This window comes from uncultured Psychroserpens sp., from assembly GCF_947492715.1.
Classification (GTDB): domain Bacteria; phylum Bacteroidota; class Bacteroidia; order Flavobacteriales; family Flavobacteriaceae; genus Psychroserpens.
The window spans coordinates 1,077,129-1,101,022 of the sequence record NZ_CANLNS010000001.1 but is presented as its reverse complement, the minus strand read 5'-3'; the positions used below and the strand labels follow the sequence as shown (position 1 = coordinate 1,101,022).

The 23,894-nt window shown below is 34.3% G+C and carries 18 protein-coding genes; 15 read left to right on the top strand and 3 right to left on the bottom strand.

The genetic code is table 11. The annotated features are described in order from the left end of the window. Positions 1-189: 189 nt before the first annotated feature. The gene (locus Q0787_RS04890; RefSeq protein ID WP_298901134.1) at positions 190-1,230 is read right to left on the bottom strand and encodes an alkane 1-monooxygenase; all 1,041 of its coding nucleotides are present in this window, start codon (positions 1,228-1,230) and stop codon (positions 190-192) included. A 121-nt stretch (positions 1,231-1,351) separates the two neighbouring features. Here Q0787_RS04890 and Q0787_RS04885 point away from each other — a divergent pair, with 121 nt between their 5' ends. From Q0787_RS04885 to Q0787_RS04850, 8 genes are all read left to right on the top strand, one after another. Continuing rightward, positions 1,352-4,840 (top strand): DUF4175 family protein, encoded by a 3,489-nt coding sequence (locus Q0787_RS04885; RefSeq protein WP_298901133.1) that lies wholly within the window; start codon positions 1,352-1,354, stop codon positions 4,838-4,840. After that, positions 4,833-5,243: an rRNA maturation RNase YbeY gene (gene ybeY, locus Q0787_RS04880; protein ID WP_298901131.1), complete on the top strand. Its 411-nt coding sequence runs from the start codon at positions 4,833-4,835 to the stop codon at positions 5,241-5,243. Before Q0787_RS04885 ends, ybeY begins: the two co-directional genes overlap by 8 nt. Before the next feature lie 79 nt (positions 5,244-5,322). Continuing rightward, on the top strand, positions 5,323-7,194 hold the full coding sequence (mnmG, locus tag Q0787_RS04875; protein WP_298901130.1) for a tRNA uridine-5-carboxymethylaminomethyl(34) synthesis enzyme MnmG: 1,872 nt from the start codon (positions 5,323-5,325) through the stop codon (positions 7,192-7,194). A 68-nt stretch (positions 7,195-7,262) separates the two neighbouring features. Further along, positions 7,263-8,123 carry a class I SAM-dependent methyltransferase gene (locus tag Q0787_RS04870; RefSeq protein ID WP_298901129.1) on the top strand — a complete coding sequence of 287 codons (861 nt, stop codon included), beginning with the start codon at positions 7,263-7,265 and terminating at the stop codon, positions 8,121-8,123. 219 nt (positions 8,124-8,342) lie between these two features. Beyond that, positions 8,343-8,861 (top strand): OmpH family outer membrane protein, encoded by a 519-nt coding sequence (locus Q0787_RS04865; protein WP_298901128.1) that lies wholly within the window; start codon positions 8,343-8,345, stop codon positions 8,859-8,861. 387 nt (positions 8,862-9,248) lie between these two features. Continuing rightward, on the top strand, positions 9,249-9,764 hold the full coding sequence (locus Q0787_RS04860; RefSeq protein ID WP_298901126.1) for an RNA polymerase sigma factor: 516 nt from the start codon (positions 9,249-9,251) through the stop codon (positions 9,762-9,764). Positions 9,765-9,816: 52 nt separating this feature from the next. Then, the gene (locus Q0787_RS04855; protein WP_298901125.1) at positions 9,817-10,728 is read left to right on the top strand and encodes a FecR family protein; all 912 of its coding nucleotides are present in this window, start codon (positions 9,817-9,819) and stop codon (positions 10,726-10,728) included. Beyond that, complete coding sequence (locus Q0787_RS04850; RefSeq protein ID WP_298901124.1) at positions 10,725-13,091, top strand: TonB-dependent receptor plug domain-containing protein; 2,367 nt, start codon at positions 10,725-10,727, stop codon at positions 13,089-13,091. The genes Q0787_RS04855 and Q0787_RS04850 overlap by 4 nt, the downstream gene beginning before the upstream one ends. Positions 13,092-13,093: 2 nt before the next feature. Here Q0787_RS04850 and Q0787_RS04845 read toward each other — a convergent pair whose 3' ends face one another. Beyond that, positions 13,094-14,248: a DNA polymerase III subunit gene (locus Q0787_RS04845; RefSeq protein WP_298901123.1), complete on the bottom strand. Its 1,155-nt coding sequence runs from the start codon at positions 14,246-14,248 to the stop codon at positions 13,094-13,096. A 192-nt stretch (positions 14,249-14,440) separates the two neighbouring features. On the opposite strand from Q0787_RS04845, the gene Q0787_RS04840 reads away from it, so the two are divergent. The 4 genes from Q0787_RS04840 to Q0787_RS04825 all read left to right on the top strand — a co-directional run bounded on the left by Q0787_RS04840 (position 14,441) and on the right by Q0787_RS04825 (position 19,446). Further along, on the top strand, positions 14,441-15,511 hold the full coding sequence (locus Q0787_RS04840; protein WP_298901122.1) for a DUF2652 domain-containing protein: 1,071 nt from the start codon (positions 14,441-14,443) through the stop codon (positions 15,509-15,511). Positions 15,512-15,526: 15 nt separating this feature from the next. Next, on the top strand, positions 15,527-16,714 hold the full coding sequence (locus Q0787_RS04835; protein WP_298901121.1) for a phosphoglycerate kinase: 1,188 nt from the start codon (positions 15,527-15,529) through the stop codon (positions 16,712-16,714). A gap of 135 nt (positions 16,715-16,849) precedes the next feature. Next, positions 16,850-18,451 carry a LysM peptidoglycan-binding domain-containing protein gene (locus Q0787_RS04830; protein ID WP_298901120.1) on the top strand — a complete coding sequence of 534 codons (1,602 nt, stop codon included), beginning with the start codon at positions 16,850-16,852 and terminating at the stop codon, positions 18,449-18,451. A gap of 20 nt (positions 18,452-18,471) precedes the next feature. Next, positions 18,472-19,446, top strand: coding sequence for a DUF4837 family protein (locus Q0787_RS04825; protein WP_298901119.1), 975 nt, complete (start codon positions 18,472-18,474; stop codon positions 19,444-19,446). A gap of 47 nt (positions 19,447-19,493) precedes the next feature. On the opposite strand, the gene tatA is transcribed toward Q0787_RS04825, so the two are convergent. Beyond that, positions 19,494-19,685 (bottom strand): twin-arginine translocase TatA/TatE family subunit, encoded by a 192-nt coding sequence (gene tatA / locus Q0787_RS04820; RefSeq protein ID WP_298901118.1) that lies wholly within the window; start codon positions 19,683-19,685, stop codon positions 19,494-19,496. Between the two features lie 115 nt (positions 19,686-19,800). Here tatA and Q0787_RS04815 point away from each other — a divergent pair, with 115 nt between their 5' ends. Genes Q0787_RS04815 through Q0787_RS04805 form a run of 3 tightly spaced genes read left to right on the top strand, consistent with a single transcriptional unit; the run spans position 19,801 to position 23,886 of the window. After that, the gene (locus Q0787_RS04815; protein ID WP_298901117.1) at positions 19,801-20,667 is read left to right on the top strand and encodes a M23 family metallopeptidase; all 867 of its coding nucleotides are present in this window, start codon (positions 19,801-19,803) and stop codon (positions 20,665-20,667) included. Beyond that, on the top strand, positions 20,667-22,169 hold the full coding sequence (locus Q0787_RS04810; RefSeq protein WP_298901116.1) for a GH3 auxin-responsive promoter family protein: 1,503 nt from the start codon (positions 20,667-20,669) through the stop codon (positions 22,167-22,169). The genes Q0787_RS04815 and Q0787_RS04810 overlap by 1 nt, the downstream gene beginning before the upstream one ends. A 28-nt stretch (positions 22,170-22,197) precedes the next feature. Next, entirely contained in the window at positions 22,198-23,886 is a 1,689-nt protein-coding gene (locus Q0787_RS04805; RefSeq protein WP_298901115.1) for a hypothetical protein, read from the top strand. Positions 23,887-23,894 lie beyond the last annotated feature (8 nt).

The following is a 23,894-nucleotide window of genomic DNA, read 5'->3' as shown; positions in this document are numbered from 1 at the left end:
GGTATATTTTATTTTTTTTATCCGTTATATTTCTGTTGTTTTTTGTGGCCAAATACGTGACAGACAATTATTTAAACTTAAATAATTTGTATTATTTTATCATAACATTAGCTGCCGCAATACTTCTCATTTATAGCGCTAAAAAATTATTTTAATCAGTTTAAAATGCTGTATTGAAAAATCAAATTTTTAAGCAACCATTTCCTTAGGCACGCGCTTATTCATGATACGAAACCACAAAGGCGGAATCATAGACAACACCATAGATGTTGGATAACCATAAGGCATTTGAGGACTCTCATCATGGCAATCTAAAACTTGATATTTTTTTGAGGATTTAAAATGATGATCGCTATGTCTGGTGAGCTCGTATAAGACAATTCTACCAATCACATGATTGGAATTCCAAGAGTGCATTTCTTTAACGCGTTCGTAACGACCCGATTTTGTTTTGAGCCGCATCAGCCCATAGTGCTCTATATAATTAACGGTTTCTAATAATAAAAACCCTACAACGGCCGCACTAAATGCAAAAACAAGACCATTAACGCCAAAGACAAAGAAGACCAAAAGGAGGTAACTTATTTGAAACACAACATACCACAACATGTCATTTTTTACTGAAAAGAAGGCTTCATTATTGTTATGAAGTAACTTTTTTTGAATGCGCCATGAACTTACATACTGCCTAAACGTAGATGTAAACCAAAACGAATACACGGTCTGGTTGTATTTTGCAGTGGCAGGATCTTCTGGAGTTGCCGCGTGCAAATGATGACCAAAATTATGTTCGATATAAAAATGCATGTATTGAGAAGGAAGGAGCAAGGCCTTACCTATAAAGCGCTCTTTGGTGTTTTGTCTGTGGCCTAACTCATGAGCAACGTTAATCCCATTAACGCCTAGAACGATGCCTAGAGACAATATCATGCCTACCAATTCATAGGTTTCAATTGCTGAGGTAGAGACCTCGTATACACCAAAGATGACAAGCCCATAAACTATGGGAAGATTAAGGTATAACAGCCAATCGAAGATTTGTCGTTTCAATTTATGATCGGCTTCATCGTCGCTGAGGTTTTTAGTGTCAATCGGAAATATCAACTCTAACAACGGAATTATTGCAAATGCATAAATAGGAGTAAGATAGGTGAAATACCCTTTAAAATAAAGGCTTATAAAAGCCACTAAAGGAACCGAAAAAGCTGCGAGATATTTGAGGTCTTTCATCTAAATTTAGGTTTTACTTGGTCTTAATTTTAACACAACTCCTCGAAATTAACAGAATCTTACCAAATTTAGGCATTTACCGTTTAAAATAAAATTGTAGATTAGTGAGTTAATTATCAGTATGGCAAGTAATTTTAATCAAATACAGAGCAAATTAGAGCAATTTATAAGACGTTACTACACTAACGAATTATTGAAAGGCGCTATTTTATTTTTTGCAATCGGGCTCCTATACTTGATTGTTACTTTGCTAATTGAATATTTTTTATGGCTTAATCCAACGGCAAGAACCATTTTATTCTGGGTCTTTGTTAGTGTTGAACTAGCTTTATTTGCTAAGTTTATCGCATTTCCTTTGGCAAAATTATTTAAACTCCAAAAAGGGATTGATTACGAAGATGCCTCACAAATTATAGGAAATCATTTTCCTGAAGTGAATGATAAGCTGCTAAACGTTCTTCAGTTAAATCAAAATAATCAACAATCGGAATTATTAGAAGCTAGTATTGAACAGAAATCGGCAGAATTAAGCCCTATACCTTTCAAACTTGCTGTAAACTTTAAGAAAAACACAAAGTATTTGAAGTATGCTGCAATTCCTGTTGTGATTTTATTACTGTCTGTACTTACTGGAAAAATGGATTGGTTTAACGACAGCTATGAACGCGTTGTAAATTATAGTACAGCGTACGAACCACCAGCACCATTTCAGTTTTTTGTGGTTAATGAGAAATTAAAGGCAATAGAAAATAAAGACTTTAAGGTTGTTGTGAATACAGCAGGCGATATTATCCCTGAAAACGCGCAGATTCATTTTAATGGACAATCGTTTTTTATGCAGCAAAAGTCGCCAGGTCAATTTGAGTATGTTTTTGCGCAACCGAAAGAGGGGTTGACATTTAATTTATCTGCAAATGATGTGACATCAAAGCTGTATAATTTAGATATTATAAAAGTACCTACATTGGTGAATTTTGAAATGGTACTTGATTATCCAGCCTATACCAAAAAGCAAGATGAGGTATTAAAAAGCACTGGAAATTCTACAATCCCTGAAGGTACTAACGTGACCTGGAAGGTAAACACGAAATCTACTGATGATGTTGTTTTTTATTCGAAAGACACCCTCATGTTTGAGCCTATTTCCGAGGGAAAATTTGAGGCAAGCAAACGTATATTTAGCAACACCGATTATAGTATTAGTACTAGCAACGAACAGCTAAAAGATTATGAGAATCTGGCATTTTCAATTAATGTTATTAAGGATAGCTATCCAGAGATGAACGTAAAAATGGAAAAGGATTCCCTAGACAATCAAACCCTTTATTTTTTCGGTCAAGTGAGTGATGATTATGGCCTAAGCAAGCTTCAAATGGTATATTATCCAAGTGAAAATCCAGATGATAAGTCATTCGAAATTATGGATGTCTCTAAATCTAATTTCGATGAGTTTGTAAGTGCTTTCCCTAATCAGCTTAACCTAAAGGAAGGTGTGGATTATGAGTTGTACTTTCAGGTATTTGATAATGATGCATTACATCGTTTTAAAAGTTCTAAAAGCTCGGTATTTAGTTATAGAAAATTAACCAAAGACGAGGAAGAACAGAAACAACTTCAGGAGCAAAATGAAACGATAAAAGATATAAGCAAAACGTTCGACAAACTAAAAGAACAGGATAAGGAACTAAAAGAGTTATCAAAAACTCAAAAGGAAAAGAAAGAATTAAATTTTAACGATAAGAAGAAATTTGAGAATTTTTTGAAGCGTCAGAAGGAGCAAGAGCAACTTATGAAAAACTTCAATAAGAAATTAAAAGAGAATATTGAAGAATTCCAAAATGAAGACAAAGAAAAAGATCAGTTTAAAGAGGATTTACAGAAGCGTTTGGAAGAGAATGAACAACAACTCAAAAAAGATGAAAAACTATTAGAGGAGTTGGAGAAAATGAAGGATAAAATTAACAAGGAAGAATTTACTCAAAAACTCGAACAGTTAGCGAAACAAAACAAAAACAAAGAAAAAAGTTTAAAGCAATTACTAGAATTAACCAAGCGCTTTTATGTGGCTAAAAAAGCCGAGAAATTAATGAAGGCTCTTGAAGATCTTGCAGAGGAACAGGAGAAGTTATCTGAGGAATCGAAAGAGAACAACACTAAAGAGGAGCAAGAAAAGTTGAATGAAAAATTTGAAGACTTCCAGAAAGAAATGGAAGATCTGGAAAAAGAAAATCAGGAACTTCAAAAACCAATGGACTTACCTCAAGATAAGCCAACAGAAGAATCTATAAAGCAAGACCAAAAAGAAGCTACTGAGGCTTTAGAAGAGCAAAAACAAAAAGACGAACAGGAAGAATCTCAGGAGCCACAAGAACAAGGCGAAGAACAAGAGCAAAATGAGCCTCAGGAGCCGCAAGAAGAACAACCTTCACAGCAAAAAGCGAAGAAGAAGCAAAAACAAGCTGCTCAAAAAATGAAACAGATGAGCCAGAAAATGGCACAAGGTATGCAAATGGGAGGCGGAGAACAGATGCAAGAAGATATTGATGTTTTGCGACAAATTCTAGATAACTTGGTATTATTTTCCTTTGATCAGGAAAACCTAATGAACCAATTTAAGAGCATAGAGGTGAATCATAATGAGTATGGTAAATTCTTGAGGAAACAGTACAACCTAAGAGAACATTTTGAGCATGTTGATGATAGCCTATTTGCTTTATCATTGCGACAGCCAGCTATTTCAGAGCAGGTTAATGCCCAAATTACCAATGTGTTTTATAATATAGATAAATCCATGTCGCAATTATCTGAAAATCAGATATATCAAGGAATATCATCTCAACAGTATACCATTACATCAACTAATGAACTTGCTAGTTTTTTAAGTGATGTCTTAGATAATATGAACATGCAAATGAACCCTTCAATGGGTCAAGGGCAAGGTCAGGGCGAGCAGCTTCCAGATATTATTATGAGCCAGGAAGAGCTCAATAAGAAAATGGAAGAAGGCATGAAGAAAGGGGACAAAGGAAAGAAACCTAAAGAAGGGGAAAATGGAGAGCAAGGCGAAGGTCAAAACGAGCAAGATGGCGAAAACGGAAACCCTAAGGATGGTAAAAATGGTAAGGATGGAAAAGAAGGGAAGCAACAAGGTGATGGAGAAGGTCAAGGAGAAGGAGAAGGAGAGGGAAATAGCGAAGACATTAATGGAGAACTGTATGAGATTTACCAAAGACAACAGCAGTTACGACAGGCTCTTGAGAATAGATTAGGTAAAGAAGGAAAAAAAGGTTTAGGCGGAGAATTATTAAAGCAAATGGAAGAGATTGAACTGGATTTGATTAATAAAGGTTTTACCAATCAAACACTTCAAAAGATGATGGATTTGCAGCATCAGTTGTTAAAATTAGAGAATGCAACGTTTATGCAAGGTCAGGATAACAAGCGTAAATCTGAAACAAATAACAAGACCTATGACAATACAACGCCAAATCAAATACCTAAAGCCAAGGAATATTTTAATACTACTGAAATTTTAAATCGTCAAGCATTACCTTTGCAGCAGATTTATAAAAAGAAAGTTCAAGAGTATTTTAAAAAGGCAAATGATTAGTTTTAACTACGAAACAGATTTTCAGCTAGAGACGGAAGGGAATGTTTCAGAATGGATTTCAAACACTATTTTTAACGAAGATTGCAAGGAGGGCGAGATCAATTATATCTTCTGTGATGATGATTACTTGCATCGGCTAAATGTTCAATACCTTGATCATGATACCTTAACAGACATTATTAGTTTCGACTATTCCGTCGGAAAAGAGCTACATGGAGATATTTATATTTCTATAGAAAGAGTTAAAGATAATGCCAAAGATTTTGGTGTTAGTTTTTCCGAGGAACTCGCTCGAGTTATGATTCATGGTGTGTTGCATTATTGTGGATACAAAGACAAAACTGATGATGATGCCCAAGAGATGAGATCTAAAGAAAATTACTACTTAGGTACGCGTGGTTAATATATTAGTATTTAGACGTATATTTGCAAACTGAAATTTTTGAACCCTTAATGTTCCACGTGGAACAATACGATAAATTATGTTTAACGAAGTATATGATGTCATAGTTGTTGGTGGCGGTCACGCTGGAAGTGAAGCCGCTGCTGCTGCTGCCAATATGGGTAGTAAAACCTTACTCATTACCATGAATTTGCAAAACATTGCTCAAATGTCATGCAATCCTGCTATGGGAGGTATTGCTAAGGGTCAAATTGTTAGGGAAATTGATGCGCTTGGTGGTTATAGCGGCATCGTTAGTGATACGTCGGCCATTCAGTTTAAAATGCTTAACAAATCTAAAGGCCCTGCAATGTGGAGTCCTAGAGTGCAAAGTGATAGAATGCGCTTTGCTGAGGATTGGCGCCTATTATTGGAGCAAACACAAAATCTAGATTTTTATCAGGAAATGGTGTCTGGACTTATTGTTAAGAACAATAAGGTTGTTGGTGTTAAAACGTCATTAGGAATTGAAGTAAAAGCTAAGACTGTTGTCTTAACCAATGGCACTTTTTTGAATGGTTTAATTCATATAGGAGACAAGAACTTTGGTGGTGGTAGAGCAGGTGAACGTGCCGCAACAGGAATTACTGAACAACTTATTGATTTAGGTTTTGATTCTGGACGAATGAAAACAGGAACACCACCTAGAGTGGATGGTCGCTCCTTAGATTTTTCAAAAATGATTGAACAACCTGGCGACGAACGACCTGAGAAGTTTTCATATTTAGAGCGCATTAAGCCGTTGACCGAACAGAGATCTTGCCACATGACTTATACAAGTCCGGAAGTTCATGATTTACTCCGAGAAGGGTTTGAACGTTCTCCAATGTTTAATGGGAGAATTAAAAGTATCGGACCAAGATATTGTCCGTCTATTGAAGATAAGATAAATCGTTTTGCAGATAAAGATAGACACCAATTGTTTGTAGAACCTGAAGGCTGGAATACTGTTGAGGTTTATGTTAATGGGTTCTCTACCTCGTTACCTGAGGATGTGCAATACAAAGCATTAAAATCTGTGGTTGGTTTTGAAAACGTGAAGTTTTTTAGACCGGGTTATGCTATAGAATATGATTATTTTCCACCAACACAATTAAAGCACACCTTAGAAACAAAGCTGGTGGAAGGTTTGTTTTTTGCTGGTCAAATAAATGGAACAACGGGTTATGAGGAAGCAGCTTCTCAAGGACTAATGGCAGGTATAAATGCAGCGCTAAAAGTACAAGAAAGAGAAGAATTTATATTGAAGCGTAATGAAGCTTATATAGGTGTTTTGGTAGATGATTTAATTACAAAAGGAACGGAAGAACCATATCGAATGTTTACCTCAAGGGCGGAATATAGAACATTATTGAGACAAGATAATGCAGATTTTAGATTAACACCAAAAGGATTTGAGCTTGGTTTAGCGAGTGAGAAACGACTGCGACGAATGGAAGAGAAGCAAGCGCAATCGGATAATTTTGTTGAGTTTTTTAGGAAGACTAGTGTAAAACCGGAAGAAGCAAATCCCGTTCTAGAGTCTAAAAACTCCTCGTTAGTAAAACAATCTGATAAGATGTTTAAGTTGTTCTCTAGACCCAATATCACAACTGATGACATGCGGAAATTTGAGGCTGTAGAAAGCTATATAAACGAGCATGAATTGGATAGAGAAGTACTGGAGCAAACTGAAATACAAATAAAGTATTCTGGTTATATTGAAAAGGAAAAGAATAATGCCGATAAACTAAACAGGCTTGAGGACGTTAAAATTCCTTCTAATTTTGATTATACAAGATTGAAATCTATGAGCACTGAAGCTATTCAAAAGCTAACAAAAATTCAGCCTGTCACCATTTCTCAAGCGTCTAGAATTAGTGGTGTATCACCGGCAGATGTGTCGGTGTTGTTGGTATATTTGGGACGATAAAATTAATATATCGGTTTAATGTTTCACGTGGAACATTCGCCTAATGCAATTTTTTTAATCTACAATTTGTGACGAATAAAACTCAAAACAAAACATATTTAGAACTTAAGGATTACTCTGTTTCTGGAGAGCATTTTCAGTTATTATATAATAAAGAACTGGATATGTTAGAGACATTTCCACAGCCTTCAGAAGAAAAGTTAGGGTATTATTACCAGAGTGAAGATTATATTTCGCACACAGATGCGAAGCGAAATCTGTTTGAAAAAGCCTATCACTTTGTGAAGTCTTTAGCATTAAAACGAAAACTCAGATTGATTAATTCCTTTGATGTAGACAAAAAAACACTTTTAGATATTGGATGTGGAACAGGAGATTTTTTAAAAATAGCGAAAGAGAATCAATGGGAGGTTACCGGAATAGAACCAAATGAAGACGCGCGAACTATTGCTAATAAAAAAACGGAAGACCGTGTTTTTGATTTGGACCAGTTGTTAAAACTTAAACCTCATAGTTTTGATGTTATTACATTGTGGCATGTATTGGAACACCTTCCTAAGTTGGAAGATCACATTGCTATATTTGAATCACTTTTAAAACCTAATGGACGTTTAGTTATTGCTGTTCCAAATTTTAAAAGTTATGACGCCTTATATTATAAAAACTATTGGGCAGCGTTTGATGTTCCAAGACACTTATGGCACTTTTCTAAAACAGCCATTTCTAAATTGGTCATGCTTAAAAATATGAAGGTGATAAAAACCGTTCCAATGATTTTTGACGCCTTTTATGTTGCGCTACTTTCAGAGAAATATAAAAACGGATCAATGAATCCTGTCAAGGCATTTTGGATAGGGTTGCGCTCTAATATAAAAGCAAGACGCTCAAGAGAGTTCTCATCTTTGATTTATATTATAAAAAAGAGCTAAAACGTGTTTTTAGACGATTTAAAGGTGTTTAGATATTCTGGCTTTATAATTAGGTGTCTGGAAAATTTAAAGCGTATTAAAGTGTGTTTGACGGCCTAAGTTTTGATAGTTTTTAGAAATAGAAAGCCAAAAAACAATAAAAAAAACTTATTGCAGTGTTTTTGTTCAAAAAACACATCGACTTTCATACATTTGCAAAAAATTAAATCACAATCCAAAATGAAAAAAATAATAAGCGTCTTCGCTTTTGTACTTGTTTTAGTATCATGCCAAGAACAACAAAAAATTGCGTTTGTAGATAATGCAGAAGTTGTAAGTAAGTTTAATAAGAAGGTGAATTTCGAAAAGAAATTTCAAGCTAAAATTGAGAAGTTTAATAAAAAGGCGGATAGTTTCCAGCAGGCTATTCAAATTGAAGCACAATTGTTTCAAGCAAAATCGGCTTCAATGTCTAAAAAGAAGGCTGAAACAGAATACCAAGCCTTACTTCAGAAGAAACAGATGCAAGATTATCAATTGAGAGCAGAAGAGCAAAGTTTACAGGCAGAAGGTCAAAAAGAGATTGATACACTTGTTAAACAAGTAAAAGCATTTGTAAAAGACTACGGAAAAAACAATGGATATACTTATATTTTAGGAGCAAATGATGCAGGAAGTGTCATGTATGGTGCTGAAGGTAATGACATTACAGAAGTAATTATAGAAGCATTAAACGCAGAAAATAAAGATGAAGAATAAATTATAAAACACTAATTGTCAGTGCAATAGAAAAAAGAGAGGTGATATTCACCTCTCTTTTTATTAAAAAAGGATAACTAATTCATAACAATTTTTTTCCAACTCTAAATATGTGTTTCCTTTTTCATCCTAACCAAAAGACTAATTTGTCAATGCCATAAAAATGGCTTTATATATTGTTAGTAAACTTGAGACGAGTTTAAAAATTGATGGTTATTAATGTTAAACAGTTAAGAAATGAAACACCCTACTTTTTTTTTCATTTTTTTTCATTTTTATAGAAAGTCTAATGTTGATTACAATAATTTCGTTGGAGTTTGACTTAACTAACATCCTATATTTTAAGTATTTTTTCATAGTTTTAGGGCCAAATCCTTTTTCAAATACATGGCTACGATAAAGAACACCTCAATGTGTGATGAAAAAACCTACGAACTGTTTTTTAAAACACATTCTCAAGTCTTCAGAAATTACATTTATTATAAGTGTGGTGATATTCAACAAGCGGAAGATATTGTACAAGATACGTTTATAAAACTATGGAAAAATTGTGCTAAGGTAGCTCTAGAAAAAGCGAAGTCTTATATGTTTACCTTAGCTAATAATGCGTTTTTAAACCAGGTGGCACATAAAAAGGTTGTGCTGGAGTATCAAAAGACAATAGTTAATCAACAAACAAATGAAAGTCCGGAGTTCGTATTAGAGGAAAAAGAATTTCTTACTAAATTGAATATGGCCATTGCAGATCTACCAGAAAAACAACGCGTTGTATTTTTGTTGAGCAGAATTGATAAGAAGAAATATAGAGAGATTTCAGAGCTCTTAGGGATCTCGGTTAAGGCTGTAGAAAAGCGAATGAGCCAAGCATTAGAAACACTAAGAAAAAAAATAAGTCACATATAAAGTAGGGTAAAACAGGGTATAACGGTTTTACTAAAGTAATAAGAAATTAAAAATGAAGAACGATATTACAAATGGGGAGATTATTAGGAAGTGGCTTGATGGCGAGTTATCTCATGAGGAGATGGAAGCGCTTAAGTCATCTGATGCCTATGATGACTATAAAAAAATCATAGATGCGACTGATAATTTGAACGCACCAGACTATGATATTGAAAAGGAGTATTTCAAAATACAGAACTTAAAAAGCACAAAAAGATCATCTGTTAGACAATTAAAACAATGGATGTATGGAGCAGCGGCAGTTTTATTAGTGACGTTAGGGTATTTTTATTTTGCGAATGCAACAACAACTTATAAGACAGGATTTGGTGAACAGTTAGCCATTTCTTTGCCAGATAATTCTCATGTTAGACTTAATGCCAACTCCACTTTAGAACTTAAAAAGCGTACTTGGGAAGAAGACCGAACGATAGAGCTTACAGGAGAAGCATTTTTTGAAGTTGAAAAAGGAACTCCGTTTATCGTAAAAACAAATGAAGGTACTGTTGAGGTACTTGGAACTAAGTTTAATGTTTCTGTTCAGCCTGATTTTTTCGAAGTAAAATGTTCAGAAGGAAAAGTAAAAGCGACTAAATTTGGACAAGACGGTGAGATTTTAACACAGGGGATGGGCTTTAGAACCACTAACGGAGCAGTTCAAAAATGGAGTTTTAATAATGGACAACCATCTTGGATACAAGGAGAAAGCAGTTTTGTTGATTCGCCTTTAACTCAGGTGCTTATAGCGTTCCAAAACCAATATAATGTTACTTTTGTAACCAAAGATATTGACAAAAACCAACATTTTTCGGGTAGCTTTACACACGACGATATTAATACTGCGTTAAAAACTTTATTTGATGCTATGGAAATTTCATATACTTTTGAGGAAGAACAAAAGATTGTTCTTTTTAAAAGCGAATGAAATTTAGATTTTTAATAGTTATACTATTGCTTTCGTTTACGGCATTCTCCCAAGAATATATAGCTGTAAACTATAACAAAACGCCTTTAGAAGATGTATTAAAAGACATTGAGCTTAAGTATGCCGTAAAGTTTTCTTTTAAGACCAAACTTTTAGACAATCAATTTATTACTTTAAATGATAACGAGATTGATTTAGAGGGCATCTTACAAGCTATCACCACACAATCAAAACTTAGTTTTAAAAAAATCACTGATCGCTATTATACAGTTAGAGCTGGTAACAATAGCTTATCAGACGTACAAGAACTAGACGAAGTTTTCCTGTTAGAATACCCAACCATTGGAATAAATAAAAAAAGTGATGGGTCCATTTCGGTATCACCTGATAAGTTGGCGATATTACCTGGTTTAATTGAACCTGATGTTCTGCAAAGTCTTCAAATTTTACCAGGCTTGCAAAGCCCTGATGAAACAGCATCTGGACTATATATTAGAGGCGCAACGCCAGATCAAAACCTGGTGCTTTGGGATGGTATAAAAATGTACTATTCTGGTCACTTCTTTGGGATATTATCAGCATTTAACCCATATGTTACTAACGAGGTTAATCTCACAAAAAATGGAACAAGAGCTCGCTACGGTAACGCCTTATCTGGTGTTATTGATATTACTTCTACACCCGATATACCCAAAGAATTGAAAGTAGGCTTTGGTTCTAATTTTACACATGCAGACTTTTACGTAAAAACGCCAATAGCAGATAATATCGGACTTGTAATATCTGCGAGACGCTCGTTTACTGACGTTTTTGAAACCGTAACTTTTAGTAATTTTTCTGATCGTGTTTTTCAAGATATACGATCTTATATCGATGAAAATGAACTAAACTCAAGTGTTGATAATACCTTTTATTTTGCTGATTATACAGCCAAAATAATTAGCGAACTTTCTCCAAAAGACAAACTAACATTTAGCACGCTTTATACAAACAACAATTTGGATTACGAATTTAGGTTTGAAGATAACGTAGAAACGTCACAAGATAGGCTAGATATAAAAAACCGAGGAGCGAGCTTAACATGGAATAGACAATGGAATGACAACGTAACATTTAAAACAGAAGCATTCTTCTCTAATTTTAAATTAGACTACTCTGGAGAGAAAACATTTTTTGGCTTTTTTGAGGAAGGAGAAAAAAGAAACGAAATTAAAGAGCTCGGTGCTTCAATTGAAACGAATATTAAACTTAATGAATCACATAGCATAAACGGAGGATATCAATTTTCATCTAATGATGTGAGTTATTCTTTATACAGTTTTCAAGAGTTGTTTGATGAGGTACCTTTTGAAGAATCATTATCCTTAATTAATAATACGCATACGCTGTTTTCTGAATATCAATACAGTAACGACAAACATCAAGTTATAGCAGGCTTAAGAGCAACGCACTATTCTGTTGACGATGAGATGTTTTTGGAGCCTAGATTAGCGATGAAAACAAAACTCACCAACGACATTACTTTAAAAGCAGCCTTAGAAGCAAAGACACAAGCTATAAGTCAGGTTACAGAGTTTCAGTCTTCAAATTTAGGCTTTGGGTTAGAAAATCAAGTGTGGACTTTAGCTTCTGGTGATAGTATTCCTATTCAACGAAGTAAGCAATTTTCGGCAGGTTTTGAATTCCAGAAAAACAAATGGAATATAGATGTTGAAGCATATTATAGAAGTATAAAAGGAATTACAACAAATACAAGAGGTTTTAGAGATGTTTCCTTTTTTTATACTTCAGGAAGTACCGAGGCTTTTGGAGTGGATGTATTAGTTAACAAAAGGATTGGCAATTATAGGACTTGGATCGCCTATTCTTTTTTAAACAATGATATTACGATACAGGAATTAAATTTTGATACTCTGGAGTTTAATGAGGATATGACTTATCCTGGTAATTACGATATTACTCATAATTTTAGTTGGTCGCATGCCTATAATTGGAAAAACTTAGAAGTATCTCTTGGCTGGAGAATTAGGACAGGTAGACCCTATAGAGCTCTAGAATCGATAACATCAGACGAAAATTTTATATTTTTTAATTATGGAGATGTCAATGATGAACGCCTACCTACCTATCATAGACTAGATTTCTCATCTACCTATAAATTTAAGTTTTCTAAAGATGGTAGATGGAAAGGTAAAGTAGGAGTTTCGGTTATTAATCTCTATGATCGAAAAAATGTCCTGTATCGTCAGTTCTTTTTAGGAGATCCTTTAGATGACAGCGCTACTCCAGATTATGAAGTTGTTGAATCTGATTTTATTTCATTTGGATTAACACCAAACTTCGTGTTTAGAGTGGAGTTTTAGATTTATGCATTCGATTTCTTATGCAGCAATCGCGTTAACTTAATCGATAAATCTGTAAGAATGATTTTCGAATTCCCATTTCGTTCAATATGATAAATAGCATCTTGAAGTTCATTTGAAATATCCATAATATTATTACCATGAACAAAGGGAGCAAATTTCTCTAGCTTAAATCCTGTTTTTGGCTCCATAAAAACTAAATCACCTGCATTATAATTGAGAAGTAAGGCCTGTCTAAAAAAATCAAGACAAAAATTCAAAAATTGTTTTTGAGTCTCCCTACCTGTTTTTGCAATAGTCTCACTCCAAGAAATTAAATCGTGAATAGCACTTTTATTGCCTTTAGCCTTAAATGCAGACCGAATCCAATACACAAACCACTCTTCAAACTGTGTATCTTCACTATCGCTATAAACAACATCACAAGCCTTATTATAATTTCCATTGGCTTGATGAGCGATTTTAATAGCGTCAGGCTCAGGGATTTGGTAGTTTCTAATTAAAGCCTCTTTTATAACTTCTTCGGCTAAAGGAGGGAAATGTAATACTTGGCAGCGCGATCTAATAGTATTTATAATTTGCTCCTCATCTTCAGCAACTAAAATAAAGATGGTCTTATTTGGTGGCTCCTCAATGAGTTTTAGCAATTTATTTGCAGCCGATGTATTCATTTTTTCTGCCATCCAGATTAACATCACTTTGTAGCCTCCTTCGTAAGATTTTAACGCTAAGGCCTTCACGATATCTTGAGCCTCATCAACACCAATTTGGCCCTGCTTATTATCTATTCCAAGCAAGCGGTACCAATCAAAAAGATTTCCATAAGGCTGCCTATCTATAAGCTGTCTCCATTCTTCCATAAAATGACTAGAGACAGGATGACTTTTTATTTTATCATTGGTTGCTACAGGAAAAGCAAAATGTAAATCGGGATGTGATAAGTTTTTAAACTTTAGATTACAAGCATCATTACCTTCGGTGTTTTCTCCGTTTGTATTTTTACACAAGAGATACTGAGCATAAGCAATGGCCATTGCTAATGTTCCAGAACCTTCTGGACCAACAAACAATTGAGCGTGTGGAACACGTCCAAAATCTGCGCTTTTGGTCAAATGATTTTTAATATGTTCTTGCCCTAAAATTTCAGAAAATAACATGAAGCAAACCTACATATTTTTTTTAAATCTTTAAGACCTTAACCCATATCTATATTGCTTATCTTATACCTATTTAAAACAATTGTAAAAATAACGAGCTACTTCCTTATTGTTTTTAACACAATATTGTCAGCAATAAAAAATAAATCGACTTACTTTTATACATACAAAATGCTGCTTATAGATTAAAAAATGACTCAAAACGCTATTCTTTTTATTCCTGATATTTCAGGGTTTACCGAGTTTGTGCATAATACAGATATTTACCACAGTCGTCATATTATTTCTGAACTTCTAGAATTACTTATTGATCATAACAATATGGGTTTGGAATTAGCAGAAATTGAAGGTGACGCCCTATTTTTATATAAACTTGAAGACCAGGTTGATTTAAACAAAATTAGGGAACAGGTAAAAGACATGTATTTAGCTTTTCATAAGCATTTAAAACGCTATGAATTCCAACGCATATGTAATTGTGGTGCATGCTCTTCGGCATATAATCTGAGCCTAAAGTTTATAGTACATTATGGTGAAATTGAATTCATAACAATAAAGGACATTAAGAAACCATACGGAAGTAATGTTATTAAAGTTCATAGGTTGCTTAAAAACAAGGTTCCATTAGAAGAATATGCGATGTTTACTGAAACATTAATTCCAGAAACTCTTGATGCCTCTTTAAATATGTTAACCGAAACTTATGATTTTGGAAATATCAAGATCTCTTATGAACCTTTAGAGCATTTAAAATCACTGTTGCCAGTGATAAAACCAATTCCTGATGATGTTCCTAAACATAAACTTTTTGATAGTACTGAAACAATCCAAACTCCAATTCTGGAGCTCTACGAAGTCATTAGTAATTTCGATTATAGGTTGTTATGGGTAAAAGGGGTAGATCGGTTAGAATATGAAAAGAATAAGGTGAATAGGTCTGGGCTTAAACATCAATGTTTAATTAATAAAAAACATGTTGAACAGACCACAATTAAAAAGAAAGTAGCGTCTAATCAATTAGTTTATGGCGAAGCTACCAGAGAAATTCCATTTACAAAGCGGGTCCATGTTTATTATGTTTTAGAGGAGATAAAAAACGGATACACCAAGCTAAACATAGAAGTATTCGCCGATTTTAAACCTTTAGGGGTTCTTATGAGGCCAATTATGAAAAAAAACTTCCAAAAAATTATTTCAGAAAACATTAAAGAACTTATTTTGCTAATCGATTCTGGATTTACAACAGAACAGCCTAACAACTAAAAATAATTTAAGCTTGTGAAAACTTTAAACGATTTCAATTTTGACCATAAAAAAGCACTAATTCGAGTAGACTTCAATGTTCCTCTAAATGAAAATTTTGAAGTGACTGATGCTACGCGAGTTATGTCTGCAAAGCCTACCATAATTAAAGTTCTGGAAGATGGTGGCAGCTGTATTTTAATGTCTCATTTAGGACGACCAAAAGGAGTTCAAGATCAATTTTCTTTAAAACATATCGTGAGTAAAGTTGAAGATGTGCTAGGTGTATCTATCAAATTTGTTGAGAATTGTATCGGTCTTGAAGCAGAGGAAGCTGCGGCAAACCTCAAACCAGGAGAAATATTATTATTAGAAAACTTGCGTTTTCATGAAGAAGAGAAGCAAGGCGACATCGCATTTGCAGAAGCACTTTCAAAATTAGGTGACATTTATGTAAACGATGCTTTTGGAACTGCGCATAGAGCGCACGCCTCTACAACCATTATTGCGCAGTTTTTTCCTGAAACAAAATGCTTCGGACATTTACTAGCTCAAGAAATTGAAAGTATTGATAAAGTAATGAAAACTGGAGAAAAACCTGTTTTAGCTGTTCTAGGTGGCGCTAAAGTATCTTCAAAAATTACGATTATTGAAAACATATTAGACAAAGTTGACCATCTTATTATTGGAGGAGGAATGACTTTTACGTTTATAAAAGCTCAAGGGGGGACTATAGGAGATTCTATTTGTGAAGACGATAAAATGGATTTGGCTATGGATATTTTAAAACAAGCTAAAGAAAAAAATGTTCAAATTCACTTACCTGTGGACGTTGTAGCTGCTAATGCATTTAGTAACGATGCCGAGACGCAAATTACAGATGTTAACGCCATTCCTAAAGGATGGCAAGGTCTAGACTCTGGGCCAAAATCTAATGCCTTATTTCATAATATTGTGATGCAGTGTAAGACGATTTTATGGAATGGACCATTAGGCGTTTTTGAAATGGAGAGTTTTGCCAACGGAACTATTGCTCTTGGAGAGGCTATTGCAGAAGCCACCAAAAACGGAGCGTTTTCGCTTGTTGGAGGAGGAGATTCTGTGGCGGCAGTAAAACAGTTTGGCTTTGAAAACAAGGTGAGTTATGTAAGTACCGGAGGAGGAGCAATGTTGGAAAGTTTGGAAGGTAAGACGCTCCCAGGAATAGCTGCAATTTTAAAATAAACACCTGTTTATAAACACATTAACATTAAGAATAGTCTTACAAGTCTTGTTAAATTGTCTAATTAAACTTTCATTTTAACTAAAAAAATACGATTTTAGCTGACCTGTCGTTTAAGATAGATAAATAGTTAACCAATGAAATCTAAACTAATAACCCTAACGTTTGGTGTTCTGTTCTGCGGCTTTTTTGGCTTTGGTCAAGATTCAATTCCAAAGACTTTTAAAACACAAAGACTAACAGAATCAGACTTTATTGAAGGTGAAACCTATGTGGTTGATACCATTATTGATGGTAAAACGTATTTTAAGAAACACCTTGGGATTAAAGCAAAAATAGACTCAACAACATCTAGAAAGCTAGAAGATCATAAGCTAGCTGCTGAAATTGATGAGAAATGGTTAGAAGAATTATACAGCAACAATTTGTTTGATACAATTTACAAATCTGTTTCTGAGCTAAAATACGACCCAGTAAACTACCCTGAGCTTTCTACAGATACCTTAAAGGCTCGACTAAAGCGCCTTAATGCAAGAACTCCTTTTAATATTGAATACAATCCATCTTTGGAGAGTGTTATAAAATCGTATTTAAAGCATCGACGAAACTCCATGTCTCGTTTGATGTCTTTAAGTCATTATTATTTCCCTCTATTTGAAGAATCATTAGATAACCACGACATTCCGTTAGAAGTCAAATATTTGGCCATTGTAGAATCTGCCTTAAAACCAAGAGCTAGGTCTAGGGTTGGAGCAACAGGACTATGGCAATTTATGTTTGGAACTGGAAAGGAGTACGGACTTAATGTAAGCAGTTATGTAGACGAACGAAGCGACCCTATAAAATCAACAGAAGCGGCTAGCAAGTATTTGGCTAAACTCTACAAGATTTTTGGCGATTGGGATTTGGCCTTAGCAGCATATAATTCTGGACCAGGAAATGTGACTAAAGCCATTCGTCGTTCTGGAGGTTATGAAAACTATTGGAATATTAGACCTCACCTCCCTCGTGAAACAGCTGGGTATCTTCCTGCTTTTTTAGCAACCATGTATATATTTGAGTTTGCCGAAGAGCATGGCTTCAAGATAGAGAAACCAAACTATCACTATGTAGAAACAGATACTTTACATGTGAAAAAAATGATAACCTTAGATCAGGTTTCAGAATTGGTTGATGTACCCATAGAGCAACTACAGTTTTTAAACCCATCTTATAAACTCGATATCATTCCATACATAAAAGGAGAAAATTATACGCTGAGGTTACCACGCGAAGCCATTGGGAAATTTGTAACAAATGAAACTCAAATTTATGCATTTGTGGAGGAGGAACTGAATAAACGAGAAAAGCCACTTCCTCAGTTTTTTGACGCCAGTAGTAAAATAAGATATAGGGTTCGATCTGGAGATTATCTAGGAAAAATTGCCAGAAAATATGGAGTTAGAGTGAGCCAAATTAAGCGCTGGAATGGGTTGAGAAGTAATAACTTAAAAATAGGTCAACGCCTCACTATTTATCCTAGAAAACCGTCAACATCTTCTGGTTCTAAAGTAAGTAGTAATACACCTAAAAAGGTTATAAATACCGAAGGAAAATCTACGTATAGAGTTCAAAAAGGTGATTCACTTTGGAGCATTTCTCAAAAATTTCCTGGAGTTTCTGTTCAAAATATCAAAGAATGGAACGATATTAGCAGTAACAAACTAAAAATCGGAATGACGCTTGTTGTATCTAAGTAAGCGTAATAAATTTAGAAAAAATGATAAAAAAAGCATTAAGCCTACTGTTAGTCGTTGTTTTATTTAGTTCGTGTGATGATAAAAAAGCACAACGCTTTGTAGGTAAGTCATCAGGAAACATTAATAGCGTTGTCGTTGTGGCAGATAATCAATTATGGGAAGGCCGAGTTGGAGACGCTATTAGAGATGTATTAGCGGCACCAGTTGAAGGATTATCTTTAGAAGAACCTCAATTCACAATGAGTCAAATGCCTACACAAGTTTTCACAGGATTTGCTAAAAAGAACAGAACGATTCTAAAAATAGAAAAGGGAAAAGAGGCATCTACTAAGGTAGCTGCAGATGCTTATGCTACCCCTCAAACAATGGTGGTTGTATCTGGAATGACAAATGCAGAGATAATTAATGAAATCGAAACAAATGCAGCTAAAATTATTAATGCTTTTAAAAAGACAGAAATAACAGAAAGACAACGAAGAACATCTAAATCACTGTTTAATGATAGCAAGATTAAAGAACAGTTAGGCATATCTCTTAAGTTTCCATCCGCATATAGAATTGCTAAATCTGATGGTGACTTTTTCTGGATTAGAAGAGATATTAAAACTGGAAATGTTGATTTAATGGTATATGAGGTGCCCTTATCTGCTATAAGAAAAGGCGATAGTACTGTTTTAGATGTAATAAGATTACGCGATTCTGTGGGTAAAATTCATATAGAAGGATCTGTTGATGGGTCTCATATGGCCACAGAGCCACATTTCACACCCTACATAAAAGAGTCGATTGTAGATAATAAACCAGCATTTGAAACCAAAGGGCTTTGGGATTTGAAAAACGCTTTTATGTCTGGGCCATTTATAAATTATGCCGTAGAAGATAAAGTAAACGATAGATACATTATTGTTGAAGGCTATGTGTTTGCGCCTTCAGTAGAGAAGCGAGATTATGTCTTTGAACTCGAATCGATTATAAAATCATTAGTGATACAATAAAAAAAAAGCCAACATTTAATGTTGGCTTTTTTTTTATTGTAAAATTTCTATTCTTTTTTATCTGTAGCGGATGAATTTTCATCTTCCTTACTGGCATCTTTAAATTCTTTAATACCACTTCCTAGACCTCTCATAAGTTCAGGAATTTTCTTTCCTCCAAATAAAAGCAATATAACCACAACGATTAATATAATAGAACCGTATCCTGGCATTCCTAAAAAAATTGAACTTGATATCATAATATATTATTTTGAACTGCAAATTTAATAATTAAACTTCAAACTAAACGTTTAAATTTAAACTTTAAGAGTCCTCAGAATAACTTGGAGTAATTTTATTTAATTTTGTAGTCTTATGGCGAATAAAAACAAACAAAAAAAATTCTCAAAAAAACTGCTACATAAGTATCGACTCGTTGTCCTAAACGAAGACACTTTTGAAGAGCGCTTTGCTATAAAATTAACACGACTTAATGTGTTTGTTATTTTGTCTTTAGGCACCATTTTATTAATTGCTGGTACTATATTTTTAATAGCTTTTACATCGCTAAAAGAATATATCCCTGGTTACTCATCTACAGAGTTAAAAAAGAAAGCCACCGTTTTAAATTATAAAACAGATTCTTTACAACAGGTAATTAATCTCAATGAACAATATTATGCATCCATAAAAAAAGTGCTTACTGGAGATGTTAGTACGGTCGAATTTAACAGGGACTCTATCGTTGATGCCTCGACTATAGATCCTAGCGATTTAGATTTAGCACCAACAAAAGAGGATTCATTGCTAAGAGAATTAGTAGATAAAGAAGATAAATACAATGTGTTTGAAACCACAACCTCCTCATCTAACTTTGTGCTGTTTCCCCCTGTAAATGGAACCATTTCTGAAGGTTATAACTTAAAAGAAAAACACTTTGCTGTTGATGTTGTAGTGGCAAAAGACACGCCTGTAAAAGCCACTGCAGATGGCACTGTAATTTTTGCTGAATGGACAGCAGAAACAGGTTACGTGATTATTATTGAGCATGGCTCCGAACTCATATCTGTATATAAACATAATGCTTCAATCACGAAACAACAAGGCGATCTAGTAAAGTCGGGAGAAGTTATAGCTATGGCTGGTAATACAGGTGAGCTAACTACAGGTCCGCATTTGCATTTTGAACTTTGGAAAAAAGGATATCCAGTAAATCCAACACAATTTATAGATTTTAATTAATGATATCACTAAAACCTAAACTAGCAAAACTATTTGCCAAAAACGTTAGGAAGTCCATTTTAAGATGGTCAAATAAACCGCTTGAGACGCAACAAAAAGTCTTTCGAAAGTTAATTAAGGACGCTAACAATACCATGTTTGGAAAGGATCATGATTTTAAATGTATAAACTCTTATAACGACTTTGTGAAACGAGTGCCTATTAGAGATTACGAAGATTTAAAACCGTATGTAGATAAGGTTGTTGCTGGAGAAGAAAATATACTTTGGAAAGGGAAACCTTTATATTTTGCAAAAACATCAGGAACAACTTCTGGTGCTAAGTATATTCCTTTAACAAAGGAAAGCATGCCAACGCATGTTGAGGCAGCCCGTAATGCTATCTTAATGTATATTGCTGAAACAGGAAAGAGTAAGTTTGTTGATGGCAAGATGATTTTCTTACAAGGAAGCCCAATTCTCGAAGAAAGCAATGGAATTCAATTAGGGCGCCTTTCTGGAATTGTAGCGCACTACGTCCCAAAATATCTTCAAAAAAACAGAATGCCATCCTTTGAAACCAATTGTATTGAAGATTGGGAAGCAAAAGTGGATGCTATAGTCGAAGAGACTTTACCAAAAAATATGACAATCATTTCAGGAATTCCGTCTTGGGTTCAGATGTATTTTGAGAAAATTCAGGAGAAAACTGGACAAAAAGTTGGAGAGGTTTTTAAAAACTTCAACCTATTCATTTTTGGAGGTGTTAATTATGAACCTTATCGATCTAAATTTGAAAACCTTATTGGTAGAAAAGTAGATAGTATAGAGTTGTATCCAGCTAGTGAAGGCTTTTTTGCTTTTCAAGATTCACAAAATGAAAAGGGGATGTTGCTACAGCTCAATTCAGGAATATTCTACGAATTTATTGAAGCCAATACTTTTTTTGACGACAACCCTAAGCGATTAATGATTTCCGATGTTAAGGTTGGTGTTAACTACGTAATGATTATTTCAACCAATGCAGGGTTGTGGGCTTACAATATTGGAGATACAGTTGAATTTACATCAACAAAACCTTATCGTGTTATTGTGTCTGGAAGAATAAAACATTTTATCTCAGCATTTGGAGAGCATGTTATTGGTAAAGAAGTAGAGCAATCTCTTAAAGAGGCTATAGAGTCATCGTTAGTTAGTGTTTCAGAATTTACGGTAGCACCGCAAATAAACCCTGAATCTGGATTGCCGTTTCACGAATGGTTTATTGAATTTGAAAAAGAGCCTCAGGATATATTAAGTTTAGCAGAGCGTATCGATGCTTCTTTACAGGAACAAAACAGCTATTATTACGACCTCATTGCTGGAAAGGTGCTACAACCTTTAAAAATTACAACTGTACGAAAGAATGGGTTTCAGGATTATATGAAATCTATTGGGAAATTAGGAGGTCAAAACAAGATACCAAGATTATCTAATGATAGAAAAATCGCAGATGCTATATACCATCAAAAATTAACTAAATAGTGCTATATTTGTGCGCAAACCTATGCGTATGAGTAAAAAGAAACATCATGAAAGAACGAGAGCTCAAGAAAGCTCGAATGCTATTGAAAGAATGTATGTTACGATGAGACACTTGTTTAATCGTGGCTTCTATAAACCAATGGGTGTTTCAGGTGAAACACTTAGAGAATCTTTACTTTTATTACGACCTGAAATATATGGTTCTATTGCTGAAGAAAAGGCAGAACTAGAGGGACTACTTTATGTTGTAGATCGACTCCCAGAAGGAATCGAAGAATGCACATTTATTAACCTTACAAGTGATGAAGGTTATGGTAGCTCACATTTCAAACCTATTATTCCCCCTAAAAGACGTCGTAATTGTTATCGAATTGATGACGAACAAATGAATATTGAGATTACAAGAGGACGCTCTGAAATATATGATATCCTCACACATTTAACCTTTTTATTCGTAGAATCTCATAAAATAAGCAAACGTGTTTTAATTGATGAAGATGGCGCAACAACCAGAGATTGGATTAAACTAGAAAAAGCAGTACTTTCTAAAAAGAAACTTACGCAACAAGAGCGTGAGATTGCTATTACGCATACCGCAAATATTTTAGGGAGAACCTTTGAAGAGTTAACAAATGCACACGCCTTATTTGCAACTAAAACAAAACCTGAACGGTTATTACATATAGTATACTGGTTGGGAAAACTTGCTATTGAAGAGGTCATTAGAAATAATAAACGAACTGTAACTTTTAGTCCTGTATTACGTGAACGACTAGGACACCATATTCATGGAGAAATTTGGGCAGACAACATTAAAGAGGTGTTATATAATAATAACCTTTTAAACCGTCCAATTCATGTTATAAGTGCAAACATGCACAGTGTAATGAACTCAATTTTTGCACCTGTTGCTCTTAAAACACTTACATCTAAAAAAGACATATTTGAGGTTTATGAAGCAATAAGTCAAAAGGAAAACGAAACATTACGCAATAAAATCACCAAAGAAGCGTTGCAGAGAGGAATGACCTATATTAAAGACACCTCTGGAACCAATATAGATGTTCAAATTTTTGATACAGAAAAAATTGACTTTTCTAAAACAGATATTGAACTAGGAGATGCCTTTAAAAAAGAAGACATGCCAGTATTATTTGTTATGGACTATGCGTTTGGAGAACAGGCCTATGAGACTATAGATGAATTATTAAAACCAGTTAAGGTGAATGGTGAAAAAGTTCACTTAAACGTAGAATCGGTATCTATAATGGGTAAGGCAGGTATTTTAGAAGGAGGAAAAGGAGATATTATGATTCCTTCAGCTCACATTTTTGAAGGAACAGCAGATAACTATCCTTTTAAGAACGAATTGTGTAAATCAGATTTAGAAGGCCAAGGTGTAGCTGTTTATGAAGGATCAATGATTACAGTTTTAGGAACCTCACTTCAAAATAAGGAGATATTAAAGTTTTTCTATAACTCGACATGGAACGTTATTGGTCTTGAGATGGAAGGAGCGCATTACCAAAAGGCCATTCAAGCGGCATCAAAAGTTAGAGGAAGCATCAATCCAAATGTAAAAGTAAGATATGCTTATTATGCTAGTGACAACCCATTAGAAACAGGAAGCACATTGGCTTCTGGAGGTTTAGGGACTTCGGGAGTAAAACCAACATATTTAATAACACGAAAAATATTACAACAGATATTTAAATAACAACAGAT